General features: G+C 70.9%; 16 protein-coding genes. 5 read left to right on the top strand and 11 right to left on the bottom strand.

Translation table 11 applies throughout. From position 1 onward, the window contains the following. Nucleotides 1-138 precede the first annotated feature (138 nt). The 6 genes from ACQRWP_RS25520 to ACQRWP_RS25495 all read right to left on the bottom strand — a co-directional run bounded on the left by ACQRWP_RS25520 (nt 139) and on the right by ACQRWP_RS25495 (nt 6,748). Nucleotides 139-1,146 carry a LacI family DNA-binding transcriptional regulator gene (locus tag ACQRWP_RS25520; RefSeq protein ID WP_354940597.1) on the bottom strand — a complete coding sequence of 336 codons (1,008 nt, stop codon included), beginning with the start codon at nt 1,144-1,146 and terminating at the stop codon, nt 139-141. Between the two features lie 19 nt (nt 1,147-1,165). After that, entirely contained in the window at nt 1,166-2,578 is a 1,413-nt protein-coding gene (locus tag ACQRWP_RS25515; protein WP_430498307.1) for a GH1 family beta-glucosidase, read from the bottom strand. Continuing rightward, complete coding sequence (locus ACQRWP_RS25510; protein WP_430498305.1) at nt 2,575-3,408, bottom strand: carbohydrate ABC transporter permease; 834 nt, start codon at nt 3,406-3,408, stop codon at nt 2,575-2,577. The genes ACQRWP_RS25515 and ACQRWP_RS25510 overlap by 4 nt, the downstream gene beginning before the upstream one ends. After that, nucleotides 3,405-4,388, bottom strand: coding sequence for a carbohydrate ABC transporter permease (locus tag ACQRWP_RS25505; protein WP_430498303.1), 984 nt, complete (start codon nt 4,386-4,388; stop codon nt 3,405-3,407). The genes ACQRWP_RS25510 and ACQRWP_RS25505 overlap by 4 nt, the downstream gene beginning before the upstream one ends. Nucleotides 4,389-4,457: 69 nt before the next feature. Further along, nucleotides 4,458-5,762, bottom strand: a complete 1,305-nt coding sequence (locus ACQRWP_RS25500) for an ABC transporter substrate-binding protein (RefSeq protein ID WP_430498301.1) — start codon at nt 5,760-5,762, stop codon at nt 4,458-4,460. 227 nt (nt 5,763-5,989) lie between these two features. Then, nucleotides 5,990-6,748, bottom strand: coding sequence for a maleylpyruvate isomerase family mycothiol-dependent enzyme (locus tag ACQRWP_RS25495; protein ID WP_430498300.1), 759 nt, complete (start codon nt 6,746-6,748; stop codon nt 5,990-5,992). Between the two features lie 69 nt (nt 6,749-6,817). Between ACQRWP_RS25495 and ACQRWP_RS25490 the strand changes: the two genes are divergently transcribed. Next, the gene (locus tag ACQRWP_RS25490; protein WP_430498298.1) at nt 6,818-7,900 is read left to right on the top strand and encodes a UDP-N-acetylmuramate dehydrogenase; all 1,083 of its coding nucleotides are present in this window, start codon (nt 6,818-6,820) and stop codon (nt 7,898-7,900) included. Nucleotides 7,901-8,065: 165 nt separating this feature from the next. Here the strand turns inward: ACQRWP_RS25490 and ACQRWP_RS25485 are convergent, their stop codons facing one another. After that, entirely contained in the window at nt 8,066-8,854 is a 789-nt protein-coding gene (locus tag ACQRWP_RS25485; RefSeq protein WP_430498296.1) for a class I SAM-dependent methyltransferase, read from the bottom strand. Nucleotides 8,855-9,026: 172 nt separating this feature from the next. Continuing rightward, entirely contained in the window at nt 9,027-9,809 is a 783-nt protein-coding gene (locus ACQRWP_RS25480; protein ID WP_430498294.1) for an SDR family NAD(P)-dependent oxidoreductase, read from the bottom strand. A gap of 205 nt (nt 9,810-10,014) precedes the next feature. On the opposite strand from ACQRWP_RS25480, the gene mshA reads away from it, so the two are divergent. The 3 genes from mshA to ACQRWP_RS25465 all read left to right on the top strand — a co-directional run bounded on the left by mshA (nt 10,015) and on the right by ACQRWP_RS25465 (nt 13,395). Further along, entirely contained in the window at nt 10,015-11,379 is a 1,365-nt protein-coding gene (gene mshA, locus ACQRWP_RS25475; RefSeq protein ID WP_430498292.1) for a D-inositol-3-phosphate glycosyltransferase, read from the top strand. Nucleotides 11,380-11,436: 57 nt separating this feature from the next. After that, entirely contained in the window at nt 11,437-11,952 is a 516-nt protein-coding gene (locus ACQRWP_RS25470; protein ID WP_112605262.1) for a YbjN domain-containing protein, read from the top strand. A gap of 372 nt (nt 11,953-12,324) precedes the next feature. Next, nucleotides 12,325-13,395, top strand: coding sequence for a hypothetical protein (locus tag ACQRWP_RS25465; RefSeq protein WP_430503288.1), 1,071 nt, complete (start codon nt 12,325-12,327; stop codon nt 13,393-13,395). A 365-nt stretch (nt 13,396-13,760) separates the two neighbouring features. Here the strand turns inward: ACQRWP_RS25465 and ACQRWP_RS25460 are convergent, their stop codons facing one another. Then, complete coding sequence (locus ACQRWP_RS25460; RefSeq protein WP_430498290.1) at nt 13,761-15,056, bottom strand: MFS transporter; 1,296 nt, start codon at nt 15,054-15,056, stop codon at nt 13,761-13,763. A 74-nt stretch (nt 15,057-15,130) separates the two neighbouring features. After that, nucleotides 15,131-16,411 (bottom strand): MDR family MFS transporter, encoded by a 1,281-nt coding sequence (locus ACQRWP_RS25455; RefSeq protein WP_430498288.1) that lies wholly within the window; start codon nt 16,409-16,411, stop codon nt 15,131-15,133. Nucleotides 16,412-16,563: 152 nt separating this feature from the next. Between ACQRWP_RS25455 and ACQRWP_RS25450 the strand changes: the two genes are divergently transcribed. After that, nucleotides 16,564-17,331 (top strand): phosphoglyceromutase, encoded by a 768-nt coding sequence (locus ACQRWP_RS25450; protein ID WP_091403562.1) that lies wholly within the window; start codon nt 16,564-16,566, stop codon nt 17,329-17,331. 64 nt (nt 17,332-17,395) lie between these two features. On the opposite strand, the gene phoU is transcribed toward ACQRWP_RS25450, so the two are convergent. Further along, nucleotides 17,396-18,049 (bottom strand): phosphate signaling complex protein PhoU, encoded by a 654-nt coding sequence (phoU, locus tag ACQRWP_RS25445; protein WP_091403559.1) that lies wholly within the window; start codon nt 18,047-18,049, stop codon nt 17,396-17,398. Between the last annotated feature and the right edge of the window lie 188 nt (nt 18,050-18,237).

The following is an 18,237-nucleotide window of genomic DNA, read 5'->3' as shown; positions in this document are numbered from 1 at the left end:
GCCCCCATCCGTACGGCCGCGATGGCCTCGACCTCGACGATTTGGTGGGAACAGCTGAGCAGCGCGACAGGATCCGGCATGTCGGCGAGGCTAACCAGGATCCCCCGCCCGAGCGACGCAATAAATTGCCCGCCGCGGTCAGGCCGAGGCGCGGCGGATCAGCTCGGTGGGGAGCATGATCGCCTGCTCGATGCTCTCCCCGGCGGCCAGCCGGAGCAGTTGGCGGGTCATCCGGCGGCCGAGTTCCACGATCGGCTGCCGGACGGTGGTCAGCGGCGGCTCGGTGTAGGCGGCGGTCTCGATGTCGTCGAAGCCGACCACCGCCACGTCGTCGGGCACCCGCCGACCAGCCTCGCGCAGCGTCCGCAGGGCGGCGTGCGCCATCAGGTCGGAGGCGGCGAAAACGCCGTCGAGGTCGGGATGTTCGGCGAGCAGGCGGCGCATCGCCGCCGACCCGGATTCCCGGGTGAAGTCACCGATGGCGATCAGCTCGGGCAGCCCCGCGTCGGCGACCGTGCTGCGGTAGCCGCTGAGCCGTTCGATCCCGGCGACCATGTCCTGTGGCCCGGCGATGGTGGCGATCCGTCGGCGACCGCTGTCGATCATGTGTCGAACGGCTGCGGTCACCCCGCCCACGTGGTCGACGTCGACGTACGGGACGGGCACGTCGCCGAGCGGGCGGCCACTGACCACCACCGGGATGCCGAGTCGGGCCAGTGTGCCGGGCAGCGGGTCGGCGCCGTGCAGCGACGCGAAGAGCACGCCGTCGACGTGCCGGCCGGTGGTGTACCGCTCGACCCGATGATGCCCGGCCGGGGAGCCGGCGAGCATCAGCACCAGTTGCTTGTCGGCCGCCTCCAGCTCCTGGCTGACGCCCCGGATGATGCCGGGGAAGACCTGGTCGTCGGAGAAGACCCGGGTGGCCGCCTCCGGCATGACCAGGGCGATCGAGTCGGTGCGCTGGGTGACCAGGCTGCGGGCCGCCAGGTTGGGGACGTACCCCAACTCGGCGACCGCCCGGGTGACCGCCTCGCGGATCGGTTCGGCGACGGTGGTGGAGCCGTTGACCACCCGGGAAACGGTGGCGCGGGACACCCCGGCCCGCGCTGCCACCGCTTCGAGCGTCGGCCGCTGCGCCGTCGTCATCGCGCTTTCCCCCCGCTCGTCACAGCCCGTTCCGGGAGATCACCTCCTGGTACCACCGGGCGCTGGCCTTCGGTGTGCGCCGCTGGGTCAGGTAGTCGACGTGCACGATCCCGAACCGCTTGCGGTAACCCTCCGCCCACTCGAAGTTGTCCAGGAATGACCATACGAGATAACCGCGCAGGTCCACGCCCCGGGAGATCGCCTCGTGCGCCGCACGGAGGTGCCCGTCGAGGTAGGCGATGCGATCGGCGTCGATCACCTGCGCCGGGCCGTCGGGCGAGTCGGCGCCGGCCTTGTCGGGGAACGCCGCACCGTTCTCGGTGATCAGCAGCGGCACCCCGGGGTAGTCGGCGGCGATCCGCTCCAGCAGCCGAGTGAGCCCGGCCGGTTCGATCATCCAACCCATGTCGGTGAGCGGCCCGGCCGGCGGCAGGAAGTGCACCGCGCCCTCGGTGCCCGGATACGCGCCATTGCCCGCGCCGTCGGGCCGACCGGCCACGTAACTCGGGGCGTAGTAGTTGATGCCGAGCAGGTCGATCGGGGCGGCGATCACCTTCTCGTCGCCGTCGCGGATGAACGTCGGCTCGACGATCCGGGCCACGTGCTCGCGGACGTCGTCCGGGTAACCGCCGGCCAGCAGCGGGTCGAGGAAGATCCGGTTGTGCAGGCCGTCGACCAGGCGGACCGCTGCGGCGTCGGCCGCGCTCTGCGGGTCGGCCGGGCGTACATCGGCCGGGTTGACGGTGACGCCCACGCTGCGCGCGCCGGCCGCCCGCAACGCCCGCGCCGCCAGGCCGTGCCCCAACAGCAGATGGTGTACGGCGGTGAAGGCCGCCGCCGGATCCTGCTCGCCCGGAGCGTGCAGCCCGTTGGCGTAACCGAGGTAGGCCGAGCACCACGGCTCGTTCAGCGTGGTCCACACGTCGATCCGGTCGCCGAGGCGGGCGTACACCGCCGTGGCGTAGGTGGCGAAGTGCTCGGCGGTGTCCCGGTTGGTCCAGCCGCCCCGGTCACCGAGGGCCTGCGGCAGGTCCCAGTGGTAGAGGGTGACGATCGGGTCGATTCCCCGATCGAGCAGCGTGTCGGTGAGCCGGTCGTAGAAGTCCAGCCCACGGGGGTTCGCGGGGCCGGTGCCGTCGGGCTGGATCCGCGGCCAGGCGACCGAGAACCGGTACGCCCGCAGGCCCAGCTCGGCCATCAACGCCACGTCGTCGGCGTACCGGTGGTAGTGGTCGCAGGCGACGTCGCCGGTGTGGCCCTGGTACACCTTGCCCGGCGTACGGCTGAAGGTGTCCCAGATGGACGGACCGCGACCGTCGTCGCGGGCCGCGCCCTCGATCTGGTACGCGGCGGTGGCCGCCCCCCAGAGGAAGTGTTCGGGAAACCGGATCTCGTTGCTGGGCCGGTTGGTTGGCTCGCTCCGCTCGTTCACGCCTTGACCGCACCTTCCATGATTCCGCCGATGATCTGCCGGCCGAACAACACGAAGACCAGTAGCAGGGGCAGCGTCGCGATGGCCGTTCCGGTGAACACCTGCGACATGTCCTGGTAATACCCGTCCGACAGTGCTCGTAGGGACAGTTGCACTGTCGGATTCGCCGGATCGTTCAATACAGCGTACGGCCAGAGGAAGTCGTTCCAGGTGGTCATGAAGGTGAGCAGACCGAGGACGGCGGCGGCGGGACGTAGGGCGGGCAGCACGACGTGCCACCAGATCCGGGCGGTGCCACAGCCGTCCATCCGGGAGGCCTCGATCAGTTCGTCGCTGACCGCCTGGCCGGCGTACTGCCGCATCATGAACACCCCGAACCCGGTGACCAGCACCGGAACGATGACCGCGGGCAGCCGGTCGTTCCAGTGCAGCTTGGTCATGAGCAGGTAGAGCGGGATCACGCCGAGCTGCGTCGGCACCATCATGGTCGCGATGATCACCAGCAGCATGGCGTTGCGGCCACGGAACCTGAGCTTGGCGAAGGCGAACCCGGCCAGGCTGGAGAAGAACACCACGGAGACGGTCACCGTGGTCGCGACGACCGCCGAGTTGATCAGACCGGTCAGGAAGTACGCGTCGGTGTTGTCGAACAGGCGGGCGATGTTCGCGCCCAGGTTGCCGCCGGGGGTGACCGGGGGTGGCAGTTGGCCCATCGCGTCGTTGCTGCGGCTGGCGACGACGAACATCCACCAGATCGGGAAGACCGACAGGCCGGCGGCGACGACAAGGGCGAGGTAGGTGAGCGGGCTGGCCCGCCAGAGTCGGCTCATCGCGCCGTTCCCTTCTGCGGTCGGTCCCCGCCGCCGAGGCGGCGCAGGAGCAGCACGTTGACCGCCGCGACGATCGCGATGAGCGCGAAGAGCAGCCAGGCCACGGCGGAGCCGTATCCGAAGTTGTAGTGCGGCGCGAAGGCGTTCTCGAACATGTACATGGTCAGGGTCTGCGACTCGCGCAGCGGTCCGCCCCGGATCGGGTTGGTGCCGGAGTGGAACATCCGGGGCTCGGTGAAGAGTTGCAGGCCGCCGATCGTGGCGATGATGGTGCAGAAGATGATCGTCGGTTTGAGCAGCGGCACGGTGACCGACCAGAACTGTCGGGCCCGGTTGGCGCCGTCGATCGCCGCCGCCTCGTACAGGTCGCGGGGGATGGCCTGCATCGCGGCCAGCAGGATCAGCGCGTTGTAGCCGGTCCACCGCCAGTCGACCATGGCGGAGATGGCCACCCAGGAGGCCAGCCGGTTGGACTTCCATTCGATCGCGTCCAGCCCGACCAGGTCGAGCGCCCAGTTGATCATGCCGAATTCGCGGCCGAAGAGCACCCCGAACACGATCGCCACCGCGGCGGTGGACGTGACGTTGGGGACGAGCACCGCCATCCGCCAACCGGTGCGCGCCCGCAGGCCGCGGTTGAGCAGGTTCGCCAGCCACAGCGCGGCGAGCAACTGTGGGACGGTCGAGATGACGAAGATCCCCAGCGTGTTGACCAGCGCGTGCCAGAAGTCGGCGTCGGCCAGCAGCCGGGTGTAGTTCTCCGCCCCGACGAAGGGGTGGTCGGCTCCGAGCAGGTCCCAGTCGTGCAGCGAGACCCAGAAGGTGTACGCCAGCGGGTACGCCCCGAAGATGCCGAAGATCAGGAAGAACGGGGCGATGTAGAGGTACGGCGAGAGCCGGGTGTCGAGCCGGCTGAGCCGGCCTGGCGAACGCTGGGGTGCCGGTGCGACCGGCGGGCGGGCGTCGAGCTGGACGGTCATGCCCGGGAACTCCTTTCCGCCGTGCGGGCGGGACTCCGGTCGTCGGAGCCCGCCCGCACGCTGGTTGGGCTACTTGGCGGCGGCCTTCTTCGCGTTGGTCACCGCGTCGGTCCAGCCCTGTGCGGGATTGCGCTGCCCCAACTCCACGGTTCGTACGGCGTTCTCCACCTCGGTCCGTACGGCCTGGTTCTTCGGGCCCATGTAGACCGGCTTCAGGCTCTTCGCGCCGGTGCCGAAGATGGCGCCTACCGGTGCCCCCGAGAAGTACGCGTTGGTCGCGCCGGTGATCGCCGGGTCGTCGAGCGCCTGCGGCGAGGAGGGCAGCGGACCCTTGGCCTTGAACGCGCCGATCTGCCCCTTGGCGCTGGTCAGGAACTTCGCCAGCTTGATCGCCTCGGCCTGGTGCTTGCTCTGCTTGGGCACGGCGAGGTGCGAGCCACCCCAGTTGCCGCCGTTGCCGGGCACCTGGGCGATGTCCCACTTGCCCTGGGCGCCCGTGCCCGCGTTGGCCTCGATGACGCCGGTCATCCAGGCGGGGCAGGCGATGGTGGCGAACTTCGACTGCTTGAAGGCGGAGACCCACTCTTCCGACCAGGAGCCGTACTTTCCGGAGAGCCCCGAGTCGATGATGTCCATTGTGGTGTCGTAGGCCTGTCGCACGGCCGGGTTGGTGTCGACGACCAGCTTCTCGCTGGTGTCGTAGTAGCTGTAGCCGCTGCTGTTGCCGGCGGTTTGCAGCAGGATGGTGTTGAAGGTGTTGGTCGCCCCGTCGAGGAACGACGCGCCGGTCTTCGCCGCGGTGAACCGCTCGCCGGTGGCGATGTAGTCCGGCCAGGTGGGCCAGAGCTTCGAGACCGCCTCCCGCTCGGTTGGCAGGCCGGCCTTCTGGAAGAGGTCCTTGCGGTAGCACATGGCGATCCCGCCGACGTCGGTACCGAGGCCGATGAGCTGCTTGCCGTCGGCGGTCAGGCCCGCGTTCCACTTCCACTCCAGGAAGTTGCCCTTGAGGTCGGCGGCGCCGTGGTCCAGCAGGTTGACGAAGTTCGCCGGATTGGCCTTGTACTCGACCAGCAGACCCTCCTCGATGGCCACCACGTCGCCGGCGCCTCGGCCGGCGGCGAGCCACTGGGTCAGCTTCGGCGAGTACTCGTCGAGGTTGGTGCCGGTGCCGCGCTCGACGATCTTCACGTCGGGGTTCGCGGCCATGTACTCCTGGTAGAGCTGCTCGTAGCCGAACTGGCCGAAGACGTCGACGGTCAGGGTGACCGGTCCGTCGCCCGGCTCGTCGCCGCCGCCGCAGCCAGCGGTGACGAGCAGGGCGGTGGCGGCGGCGAGGGCCACCGCGGCGAGGCGGCGGCGCGGGAAGACAGCCATGGATTTCGACCTCTCTCAAGGCGGGCGGGTGATGGCAGATGGCTAAGAGAGCGCTCTCACGACAGGGTGGTGGGTCGCCAACCCGCTGTCAAGAGAGCGCTCTCTCAGCGTTGTGGTCCCGTGATGGACGGTCGCCAGAGCACGGCGCGCCGGTGCGCGGTGAACCCCCGGACGCCGACGAGGGCGCCACCCCCGCCGGGGTGACGCCCTCGTTCGTGGTGGGTCGGTCAGCCGGTGCGCAGACCGTCCAACAGGGTGCGGTCACCGGCGACGTCCAGCGTCTCGAAGCTCACCCGACCCCAGAGCGCCAGCAGCAGGTCGCTCGCGGTGCCGCTGACCTGGGCGCGAGCGTGGTGATCGTCGTGGTCGAAGATGGTCGCGGTGTCGAGCAGCGCCACCCCCTCGCCGCGCAACCGCAGATACCAATCCTGGGCCGCATCGGTCGCGCAGAGCTGCACCACCCCGTGCCAGTCGCCCGGCACCTGCCGCCGGCCCGCCGGCAGCCAGGTGTCCAGCAGCTCACTCACCCCGTCGGCCGCGAGCTTCGCCTCCACCGGGTCACCAGCACCGATGGCGAGCTGGGCGTCCCAGCGGTGCACAGCCGTCTCGTGCGCCATCCGACGCGGCCAGAAACCGGCCTTCTTCGGCTGCGGGGCCCAGTTCCACGCCGGCGCCTCCGGGTCGAGCCCGTCGAAGAGGGTCATCACCCGGTCGTAACCCTGCTGCCACAGCTGGAGCGCGTTCACGCCCGGGTCGGCCTCGATCTTCTCCCGCCGAGGCGGTTGGCTGGTCTGACCGGAATTGGCGAACGACGAAACCCAGTGGTAGATGCCGGCCATGTGCAGTGTGAGGTCGTTGACCGTCCAGCCCGGACAGGACAGCACCGGTGTCTCCGGCGGCGCCTCGGCCACCGCTGCCGCGAAAGCCGGACCCTCCGTCCGTAGCGCCCCGATCCAGAAATCCTTGCTGCCCTGCAGTCTGCTCATCGCCATCCTCCCGGGGGTGCCGGGCGACCAGTGGGTGCCACGGCTACTTGTCAGCCTAAGGTGAAGGGCGTGCCAGACGCCTCCGCCCAGCCGACAACCGACGCCGATCGTGCCATCCCCGGTCCACTCGCCGGCTACACCACCCTCCGAACGGGTGGGCCGGCCGAGCGGATCGTGGCCGCCGGCAGTGCCGACGAGCTCGTCCAGGCGGTGCGCGCCGCGGCAGAGCCGATCCTGATCCTGGCCGGGGGTAGCAACGTGGTGATCGGCGACGCCGGCTTCCGCGGCACCGTCGTGCTGGTGCGCTCCCGTGGCGTGCGGGTCATCGCCGAGGACGCCACCTCGGTCACCGTACGGGTCGACGCCGGCGAGCCGTGGGACGACCTCGTCGCCGCTACGGTCGCCAACGGCTGGGCCGGGCTGGAGTGCCTCTCCGGCATCCCCGGCTCGACGGGCGCCACCCCGATTCAGAACGTCGGCGCGTACGGCCAGGAGGTCGCCGAGACGATCACCGGCGTCGAGGTGTACGACCGGGTCGAGGGCACCCGTCAAATCATCCCCGCCGCCGACTGCGGCTTCGCCTACCGGGGCAGCATCTTCAAGTACGTGGACCGCTGGGTGGTGCTCTCGGTCGACTTCCGGCTCACCAGGTCTCCGCTCTCCGGGCCGGTGCGCTACGCGGAGCTGGCCCGAGCCCTCGGTGTCGAGGTGGGCGACCAGGTGCCGCTGGCGGACGCCCGAGCGGTGGTGCTGCGGCTGCGGGCGGGCAAGGGGATGGTGCTGGACGCCAATGACCCGGACACCCGCTCGGTCGGCTCCTTCTTCACCAACCCCGTGCTCGACCGGGCGACGTACGAACAGCTCCTGGAACGCTCCGCCGAGCTGGGCGACCCGCCCGCCTGGCCGGGGGCGGACGGCCTGGTCAAGGTGAGCGCAGCCTGGCTGATCGACAAGGCCGGCTTCGCCAAGGGCCACCCCGGCGAGGGTGGGGTGGCCATCTCCAGCAAGCACACCCTTGCCCTGACCAACCGCAGCGGCACCGCCCACACCAGCGACCTGCTCACCCTGGCCCGCACCATCCGCGACCAGGTCCACGCCCGCTTCGGCGTAACCCTGTACCCCGAACCAGTCCTCATCAACTGCACCCTCTAAAGCCACGCCATCCCGCGCCTCCCACCACCGGCCCGTGTCGATCAAGGAGTTGTGGTGGGAGGCATTTGCCCCAGTAGCGGTCAAAACGCCCACCACTACTCCATGATCGACGGCGAGGGTGACAGGGCGGGGGTGGGGTGGGGTTTGGTGGGGGTGTGGCGGGGGTTAGGGGAGGGGCCAGGGGAGGGTTAGTTCGCCCTGGCGCCAGCGGGTGGGGTTGTTGAGGATGGGCCAGCCCGTTTCGCGGAGACGGGTCACCGCGCGCAGCCAACGTTGGCGGGGGCCGAAGGTGGCGTACGGGGCGGCGGCCTGCCAGGCGTCGTCCAGGGCGCGGATCAACGCGTGCACCGGCTCACCGGGAACGTTGCGGTGGATCAGCGCCTTGGGTAGCCGCTCGGCCAACTCGGCGGGGCTGCCCAGCGTGGTGAGCTTCGCGGCCAGGGTCAGCGTCCGGGGGCCGTCGGCGTCGATCAGCAGCCAACTGGCGAGCCGCCCCAACTCGTCGCACGTGCCCTCGACGAGCACTCCGCCGGGGGCGAGCGCGGCGGTGATCGTCTGCCAGGCCTCGGCCACCTCGCTCTCGTCGTACTGTCGCAGCACGTTGAACGCGCGGACCAGCACCGGCCGGAGCCCGGCCAACTCGAACCCACCCCGGGCGAACGTCAGCCCGGGCGGGTCGGCGGCCGGCGCCGCGGCCGCCACCCGGGCCGCGTCGATCTCCAACCCGACCAGCCGTACGTCCGGACGGACCCCGGCCGCCAGCCGAGCGCGCAACTCCACAGCGGTCACCGGGTTGGCGCCGTAGCCCAGGTCGACCACCAGGGGGTCGTCCGCCGCCAGCAGCCGGTCGGCGCAGGTGGCGACGATCCAGTTGTCCACCCGACGGAGCCGGTTCGGGTTCGTCGTGCCGCGCGTGACCGCGCCGACCGGCCGGCGCCGCGCCGCTGGGCTCATGTCGACCTCAGCGCCAATCTTCGTTCGCGACTGCGGGGCTCGCAAACCCGGCTCACTCCTCGCGCTTCACTGCGTGGTCTTCGTTCGCGACTGCGGGGCTCGCAAACCCGGCTCACTCCTCGCGCTTCACTGCGTGGTCTTCGTTCGCGACTGCGGGGCTCGCAAACCCGGCTCACTCCTCGCGCTTCACTGGACCGACCCGGTGGACCTTGTGCTGGGCGGCCTGTGCCCGTGGCCGGACCACCAGTCGGTCGATGTTCACGTGCTCGGGGCGGGTGGCGCACCAGGCAATGCAGTCGGCGACGTCCTCGGCGACCAGCGGCCCCGGCACCCCGGCGTAGACGGCGGCCGCCCGTTCCGCGTCGCCCTCGAAGCGGACCAGCCCGAACTCGTCGGTCTTCACCATGCCCGGGTCGATCTCGATGACCCGCAGCGGCCGGCCACAGAGCTCCAGGCGCAGCGTGCCGGCGATGGCGGTCTGCGCGTGCTTCGCGGCGGTGTAGCCGCCCCCGCCCTCGTACACGGTCAGGCCGGCGGTGGAGGAGACCACCACGATGGTGCCGGAACCGGAGGCCTCCAGCGCCGGCAGCAGCGCCTGGGTGACCCGCAGGGTGCCGAGCACGTTCACGTCGTACATCCACTGCCAGTCGGCGACCGAGCCGGACTCCACCGGGTCCAGCCCGCGCGCTCCACCGGCGTTGTTGACCAGCAGGGTGACCGGCCCGGGTGCCTGGGCGGCGGCCTGGGCCAGCCCGGCCACCGACTCGTCCGAGGTGATGTCGCAGGTCACCGCGGTGGCCTGTCCGCCGGCGGCGGTGATCTCGGCGACCAGGTCGGTGAGCCGTTCGGCGCGGCGGGCGGCGGCGAGGACGTGGAAGCCCTCGGCGGCGAGCCGGCGGGCGGTGGCCGCGCCGATTCCGCTGGACGCTCCGGTGACGATGGCGACTGAGGTCATCCCGACATTGTCACCCCGGGCGTACGACCCGCCCCGACCGGGCGTACGGCCGCCATTGACGGGTGTTCGGTGATGAGGTCCGTCACCCCGAGGGGCCGCGCCGGGGAATTTCCGAAGCCCGATGGGGAAGATGACGTCCGGCGTACAGGTTGACCGAGAAGCGCCGGTCGTGCGAGACGGCATCAACCGTGACGAAGGAGCGGATGTGGCGGAAATGCACACCGGTGTCGGGCGTCAGCGAGGTGCCCAACCGTGGCCCCGGCCTCGCCGCATCGCCACCCTGTCGGTACACACGTCACCCCTGCACCAGCCCGGCACGGGTGATGCCGGCGGAATGAACGTCTACATCCTCGAAGTCGCCCGGCGTCTCGCCGAGGCCAACGTGGAGGTGGAGATCTTCACCCGGGCCACCTCCGGTGACCTCCCCCCGGTGGTCGAGATGGCGCCCGGCGTGCAGGTCCGACACATCACCTCCGGTCCCCTGGAAGGTCTCACCAAGGAGGAGCTGCCCGGTCAGCTCTGCGCCTTCACGGCCGGGGTGCTGCGCGCCGAGGCGTCCCGCCCGCCCGGCCACTACGACCTGATCCACTCCCACTACTGGCTCTCCGGCCAGGTCGGTTGGCTGGCCAAGGAGCGCTGGGGGGTGCCGCTGGTGCACACCGCGCACACCCTCGCGAAGGTCAAGAACGCCCAGCTCGCGGCCGGCGACCGGCCGGAGCCCAAGGCCCGGGTCATCGGCGAGGAACAGGTCGTCGCCGAGGCGGACCGGCTGGTTGCCAACACCCGGTTCGAGGCCAGCGACCTGCTCGACCGGTACGACGCCGACCCGACCCGGGTGTCCGTCGTGCAGCCGGGTGTCGACCTGGCCCGGTTCCGGCCCGCGCCGGGCGACCGGTCCGCGGCCGCCCGCCAGGCCCGTCGGCGGCTGGGGCTTCCCGTCGACGGGTACGTGGTCGCCTTCGTCGGTCGGATCCAGCCGCTCAAGGCCCCCGACGTGTTGATCCGGGCGATCGCCGCGTTGCGGGAACGCGACCCGGCGCTGGCCGACCAGGTGACAGTGGTGATCTGTGGTGGGCCCAGCGGCAGTGGGCTGGACCGGCCGACCGCCCTGATCGAGCTGGCCGCCAAGCTCGGGGTCACCGACGGGGTGCGGTTCCTGCCACCGCTCACCGGGGACGACCTCCCGGCCCTGTACCGGGCGGCGGACCTGGTCGCGGTGCCGTCGCACAACGAATCGTTCGGGCTGGTCGCCCTGGAGGCGCAGGCCTGCGGTACGCCGGTGCTGGCCGCCGCCGTCGGAGGGCTGGTCACCGCGGTACGGGACCAGGTCAGTGGCGTACTGATCGACGGGCACGACCCGGTCGACTGGGCCGCTGCGATGGGCAGCCTGCTGCCGAACCGGGCCCTCCGTTCGGTGCTCGCCCGAGGTGCGGAGCAGCACGCCCGGCACTTCTCCTGGGAACGTACGGTCGCCGGTCTGCTCGGGGTCTACGGCGAGGCGATCGCCGGGCAGCGCGCCCGGCTCGCGGCCGACCTGGCGGGTGACCCGGCGCTCTCCTGCTCCTGGTGACCGCGGGCGTCGGTCGCCACCCGGTGCGCGAGCCCGGTCGGTCGTAGAGTGGGTCCGGTGAGCCCGAAGAGCGATCTTGCGACCCTGATCGAGTCGGTCTGCGCCGAGCGGGACCTGGCCTGGGAGTCGACCGGCCCCGGCTCGTACGCGGTGACGCTGCCGGGCACCCACAAGCTCAAGACGATCTGCAACCTGATCGTCGGCGAGCACGCGCTGCGGATCGAGGCGTTCGTGATGCGCCAGCCGGACGAGCGCCGCGAGGAGCTGTGGGCCTGGCTGTTGCAGCGCAACGCCCGGATGTACGGCGTCTCCTTCTCCACCGACGCGGTCGGCGACGTGTATCTCACCGGTCGGGTCAACCCGGCCGGCGTGGACGCCGACGAGTTGGACCGACTGTTCGGCGCTGTGCTCACGTACGCCGACGAGTCGTTCGACACGATGCTGGAGATCGGCTTCGGCAGTTCGATCCGGCGCGAGTACGAGTGGCGGGTGAAGCGGGGTGAGTCGACCGCCAACCTGGCCGCCTTCGCCCACCTCTTCGAGCCCTCCGGCGCCGGCCCCGACCCAACCTGACCCAACCCCCGCGCTGTACCCGCGCCTGCGCCCTGCCCCCGCCCTGCCCGCGCCCCGCGCGCTGCACCCGCGTCCCATGATCGTGCTCGAACCAGGAAGTAGTGGTGTCGCCGACGTCGCAAGGCCACTCGATCCTGGATCCAGCACGATCATGGCGCGCTGACGGTGGTTCGGAGTGCTCCTGACGGGTATGCCGCACCGCGCGGTGCGGCAAGGGACCCCCGCGCGCCGATGACGGAGTGCCAAGGAGCGGAGCGTCCCATGGCTCAGCGGAACAGCTCAGGTCGCGGCGCGACTGCGACCAGGACGAAGCGACAGGCCGGCAACCAGACGCCGGGTACGCCCGGAGTCTCCGAGTCGGAGATTTCCCGGATGCGGGTGGACGACATCCGCGGGCAGCTGCGCAAACGCGGGGTCTCCGGGATCTCCGCATTGCGCAAGCCCGAGCTGGTGAAACAGCTGGTGCGTTCGATGCGGGCCGGCGCGGGTCGGAGCAGTACCGGCCCGTCGGGCCGGGCCACCGGTACCCGGGCGTCGGCGGGTCGTGCCGCCGCCACCAAGAAGTCGGCGGCCAGGCCGGCGTCGAGCCGCGCGAAGGCCGCGCCGGCGAACAAGAGCGCGCCCGCCAAGCGGGCCGCCGCAACCAAGGCGACCGTCGGGCGGAAGTCGACGGCGGCAGCGAAGCGGGCACCGGCGAAGAAGGTGACCGCCGCGAAGAGGACCACAGCGGCGACGTCGACGGCCGCCCGCAAGACCACGGCCGCCCGGAAGACCACGGCCGCGAGCAGGACCACCGCCGCCCGGAAGACCGCCGCAGCGCGGAAGACCACGGCGGCCCGGAAGACAGCGACGGCGCGTACGGCGCCCGCGCGGAAGGCGCCGGCGAAGAAGGCACCGGCACGACCGGCGGCGAAGCGCGCGGCGCCGGCCAAGAGCGCGGCGGCGAAGCGCACGACGGCGAAGCGCACGGCGCCGGCCAAGAGCGCGGCGGCGAAGCGCACGGCACCGGCCAAGAGCACGGCGGCCAAGCGCACGTTGACGCCGTCGACCGGTGGCGGGACGGCGGCCGGCGGGATCCGGACCGGACGGGGTACGGGTCGGTCGGTCCGCAGTTCGCAGGTGATCTCGTCGATCATGGATCGGCCGGAGCGGCCGGGGCGGAGTTTGATCACGGCGAACCACGAGGTGATCCAGCGCTGGGCCCGGGAACGCGGGGCGAAGCCGGCGACCATCGCCGGCACCGAGCGGGACGGCCGGGCGGGTGTGTTGACCTTCAACATTCCCGGATACCGGGAAAGCAGCCGGATTCGCGAGATCACCTGGGATGAGTGGTTCTACACGTTTGACCTGCGCCGGCTGAACCTGATTTATCAGGAACAGTTGCGGGACGGCCGGCAGAGCAGCTTCTTCCGGACCGAGTCACCCGATCGGGAAGACGGTTGAGGTGTTTGCGGGAATGGCCGACGGGTAACCGGCTGTTGCCAACGGACGAGGCCGGAGCAGCGGATACTCGCCAGTTGTGACCGGCGAGACAGCCGTTCTGGGTTGAATCCAGAATCCGGGCGAACTAGCTTTATTGCACCGCGCCACGTTTGGAAACGTTCGGGGGAGCGGCGGATCGATCAGATCCGCGCACCAGACGAGGCGCGAGGGGACGGGTGGATTAACCGTTGGGGGACGGTTCCCACCTGTTTGGACCGGCGGCGTGAGCGGGCGATGCTTACGGGGGTGAGTGTTGCCCGCCGCCGCCGGCCCCACCGGCGGGCGCCCACCACGACCTCAGGGACGTGGTGGGCGCTTTGCGTCGGTTATCCGGTCGGTACGCGGTCTGCGGGGGTTGTCGGCTCGTGGTCGACGACCCGGCGCAGCGCGGCGACGTGCCGCTCCCGGGGTGGTCCGGCGAGCAGGTGGCCGAGCGCGGCCAGCAGACCCAGCCCGCCCACGATCAGCCAGTGCCGGTCGCCGAGGTGCTGGAGGCTCACCCCGCCGAGGGTGGGCGCGACGAACGCCGCGGCTGGGAACGTCAGGTAGAAGACCGACTGGTAGCGCGCTCGTAGCTGCGGTGGCGCCAGGTCCGCGTTGATCTGCGCGTTGGGCGGAGCGGCGAGCATCGAGCCGACCGTCCAGACCACTGCGGCACCCAGGTAGATGGCCAGTTCGTCGGCGATGGCGAGCGCCCCGAAACCGAGCGCGAGCAGCGCCGTGGAGGCGGCCAGCACGACGTCCTTGCGGTGCCGGTCGATCAGCCGGGGCACGAACAGTTGCCCGACCACGATCAGCGCTCCGCCGAGCGCCACCACCAGCCCGTACGACGATGGCCCCAGGCCGTCCGCGCGCATGGCCAGCGGCATGATGGTCGACGTCTGCATGGTGAGTACGGCCAGCACGAAGGTGAGCCCGACGAACACCAGGAAGGTGCGGTCGGTGAGCGCGGTGTGCAGTCCCGGCCGGCGGGTCCGGATGGACCTGGGTGCCGCGCCCGTGGCGGGCGTTGGGCCGGCCGGTGGCCGGGTCAGCCGCAGCGTTTCGGGCACCTTCCAGGCGATCACGGCGGCGGCGGTCAGGGTGGCGCCCGCGTCGACCAGGAACAGTGCGGTGAAGCTCGCCTCGGCCAGGACCCCGGCGAGCAGCGAGGCGACCGCCATGCCCAGGTTGAACGCCCAGAACTGAAGGTTGAACGCCCGCGAGCGGCGCTCGGCGGGCACCACGTCGACGATCGCCGCCACGAACGCCGGGCTGGGCATCGAGTGGACCACGCCGATCAGCGCGGAGAGCACCGCGATCAGCAGCAGGGGTCGAGTGAAGGCGAGCGTCACCATCAGGCCGACAGTGGTCAGGTGCGCGGCGAGCAGTGTCGCTCGGCGGCCCCACCGGTCGGCGAGGACCCCGCCGAGCAGCACTCCGGCCGCCCCACCGGCCCCGTACGCACCGACGACGGTGCCGGCCAGCCCTTCGCTCGCGCCGCGTACGTCGGTGAGGTAGAGCGAGAGGAAGAGCATGGCGAACGCGCCGGCCCGGTTGATCAGCAGGCCGGCCCAGAGGTACCAGAAGGTGGCGGGGAGCCCGCCTGCGGTGTCGTGCCACCAGCGCCGCAGGGCGTGCACCCGACCTCCCGACAGTTCAGGTTATTAACTGTTTCCCCTGCACAGTAGAAAATCCGGCACCGCCGCGCCAGTCGTCACGCCTCGGCGGGCTGCGGCGTTCGGGAAGCGGCGGCCGGTCCCAGTGCCTCGCCGGAGCGGCGCAGCGCGGTCGCCCGCCGTTCCCGGGCCGGCCCCGACACCAGGTGGGCCACCGCGGTCAGGAGGCCGAGAGCGGCGCACCCGTACCAGAGCGTGTCGTTGCCGGCGTGCTCGCGCACCAGGCCACCGAGGATCGGCGCGCTGGCCCCGGCGATCTGCCACGAGAGGGAGAACACGCCCTGGTAGCGACCGCGCAGCTCGGCCGGGGAGAGCTCGGCGATCAGCGTGGAGTTGGAGGGCGAGTTGAGCATCTCGCCGACCGTCCAGATCAGCACGGTCAGCCCGTAGAACCAGGGGGTGCCGGCGAACGCGGTCAGCCCGAACCCCACGCCCATCACCACGGATGCCAGCGCGAGCACGTGCGAGCGGCTCCGACCCCGGATCAGTCGGGGCACGAAGAGCTGGCCGACGACGATGAGGATGCCGTTGAGCGCGATCACCGAGCCGTAGGTGGCGGGGCTCAGACCGTCGTCGCCCATCGCGATCGGCAGCATCGAGATGTGCTGGAGGAACACCAGCGCGGCGAAGAGGTTGAGTGCCACGAAGCCGAGGTAGACCCGGTCGGTGAGGATCGTGCGCAGCGCGCCGCGCGGAGCTGCTGCCGCCGTGACGGCGGTGGCGGGGCCGGCCTGTCGGGTCTCCGGCACCTTGCTGAAGATGATCAGCGCGGTGATCAGCATGGTGGCCGCGTCGACCACGAACAGCAGCAGGTAGTCGGCCTGTGCGGCGAGGCCGGCGAGGACGGCGGCGCAGGCGAAGCCCAGGTTGATCGCCCAGTAGTTGAGCGAGAAGGCGCGCAGCCGGTCCTTCGCCGGCACCACGTCGATCATCATCGCCCCGAACGCGGGCCGGGCCGCCTCGGCGAACATGCCGAGCAGCAGCGCGCCCAGCGCCACCGCCCAGAGATCCCGGACCAGCCCGAGCCCGAGCATCATGGCCGCCGCGCCCACGTGGGCGGTGAGCAGCGTCGGCCGGCGGCCCCACCGGTCCGCCAGAGTGCCGCCGGCGGTCGTGCCGAACGCCCCGCCGACGCCCCAGAGGCCGATCACCAGGCCGGCCTGCGAGGCCGAGAAGCCACGTTCCTGAGTCAGGTAGATGGCGAGGAAGACGAGGACGAACGAGCCGAGTCGGTTGATCAGGGTGCCTGACCACAGGTACCAGAAGGTGGTCGGTAGGCCGCCGGTGGTATCCCGGAACCAACTCCGCATCGTCCGCATATGGCGCCCCGCTTGCAAGTAATGACCGATGTGACTGGCGTGCCTTACAACCCTAGTGGCGGCCGGATCCGCTGGTCATCAGCTTTTTCACGTGGTGGTCGTCACGACGGCTGCCCGCGTGTCCGTCGGGCGGTTGAGGCAGGATGATCCGCATGACTGCGAGCGAAGGGCCCACCGTCGGGACGCTGGTCCTGCTGCGACACGGTGAGAGCGACTGGAATGCCAAGAACCTCTTCACCGGCTGGGTGGACGTCGACCTGACCGAGAAGGGCGAGGGCGAGGCGCGGCGCGGCGGCGAGTTGATGCGCGAGCACAGCCTGCTGCCGGACGTCGTGCACACCAGCGTGATGCGCCGTGCGATCCGCACCGCCGAGCTGGCGCTCAACGCCGCCGACCGGCACTGGATCGCCGTGCGCCGGTCGTGGCGGCTCAACGAGCGCCACTACGGCGCCCTGCAGGGCAAGAACAAGAAGCAGACCCTTGACGAGTACGGCGAGGAGCAGTTCATGCTCTGGCGCCGGTCGTACGACACGCCGCCACCGCCGATCGACGACAACGACGAGTGGTCGCAGGTGGGTGACCCGCGCTACGCGCTGCTGCCGACCGAGCTGATGCCGCGCACCGAGTGCCTCAAGGACGTCGTCGACCGGATGCTGCCCTACTGGTACGACTCGATCGTGCCGGACATCCTGGCCGGCCGGACGGTGCTGGTGGCCGCGCACGGCAACTCGCTGCGTGCCCTCGTCAAGCACCTCGACCAGATCTCCGACGAGGCGATCGCCAAGCTGAACATCCCGACGGGCATCCCGCTGCGCTACGACCTCGACCCGCAGCTGCGTCCGCTCACCCTGGGCGGCACCTACCTCGACCCGACCGCTGCGAAGGCAGCCGCCGCGGCGGTGGCCAACCAGGGGCGCTGAGCCACCAGTAAAGGGGCCCCTCGGCATCGCTCTCCGCGATGCCGAGGGGCCCCTTTACTGCGGGTCAGTTACTGCTGGGCGCGCTCTCCCCGGTGATCAGGTAGATCACGTGCTCGCCGGCGTTGACCGCGTGGTCGGCGAAGCGCTCGTAGAAGCGGCCCAGCAGGGTGGCGTCGATCGCCGTCTCCACCCCGTACGGCCAGTCGTCGCCGAGCAGCACCGCGAACAGGTTCTTGTGCAGCTCGTCCATGGCGTCGTCGTCGCGGTCCAGCTCGCCGGCGAGGTCGGCGTCGGGCTTCGCCAGCACCGAACCGATCTTCACGGCCATCCGGTCGGCGATCTCGGACATCTCGGTGAAGACCGTCCGCAGCTCGGCCGGGACGGCGGGGGAGGGGTGCCGGCGCAGCGCGGTCTTCGCCACGTGCTCGGCGAGGTCGCCCATCCGCTCCAGATCAGCGGCCACGTGCAGCGCGGTGATCATCGCCCGGAGGTCGGAGGCGACCGGCGCCTGTCGGGCGAGCAGGTCACAGACCCGCTCCTCGACGTGCCGGTAGAGGTCGTCGATCTCGGCGTCCCGCTCGATGACCGTCTCGGCGGCCTGCCGGTCGGCGGTGAGCAGGGCCCGGGTGGCCTGGCGCATGGCGGCGCGGACGCCCTCCGCCATGTCCACCAGCAGTTGGCTGACGATCTGGAGGTCGGCCCGGAACTCGTCGCGCATCATCACGTCCTGTGGTCGGTCGCCGCCGACGGGTGCCGGCGCAGGGGGTTGAGCAGGTGCGACGCCAACGGTAGGGCGCGCGGACGGATCCCGGATGAACCACGGTGAACGACGCCAGACGTGGGGGTGAACACTTCCGTAAGTGAGGGTAGTTCGTCCCGTTCTGTGTGGTAGCCAGGTTAACAATG

The sequence above is a fragment of the Micromonospora trifolii genome, from assembly GCF_050516465.1.
GTDB lineage: Bacteria > Actinomycetota > Actinomycetes > Mycobacteriales > Micromonosporaceae > Micromonospora > Micromonospora trifolii.
Note: the sequence above shows the minus strand (reverse complement) of the source record. Positions and strands in the feature narration are given on the sequence as shown.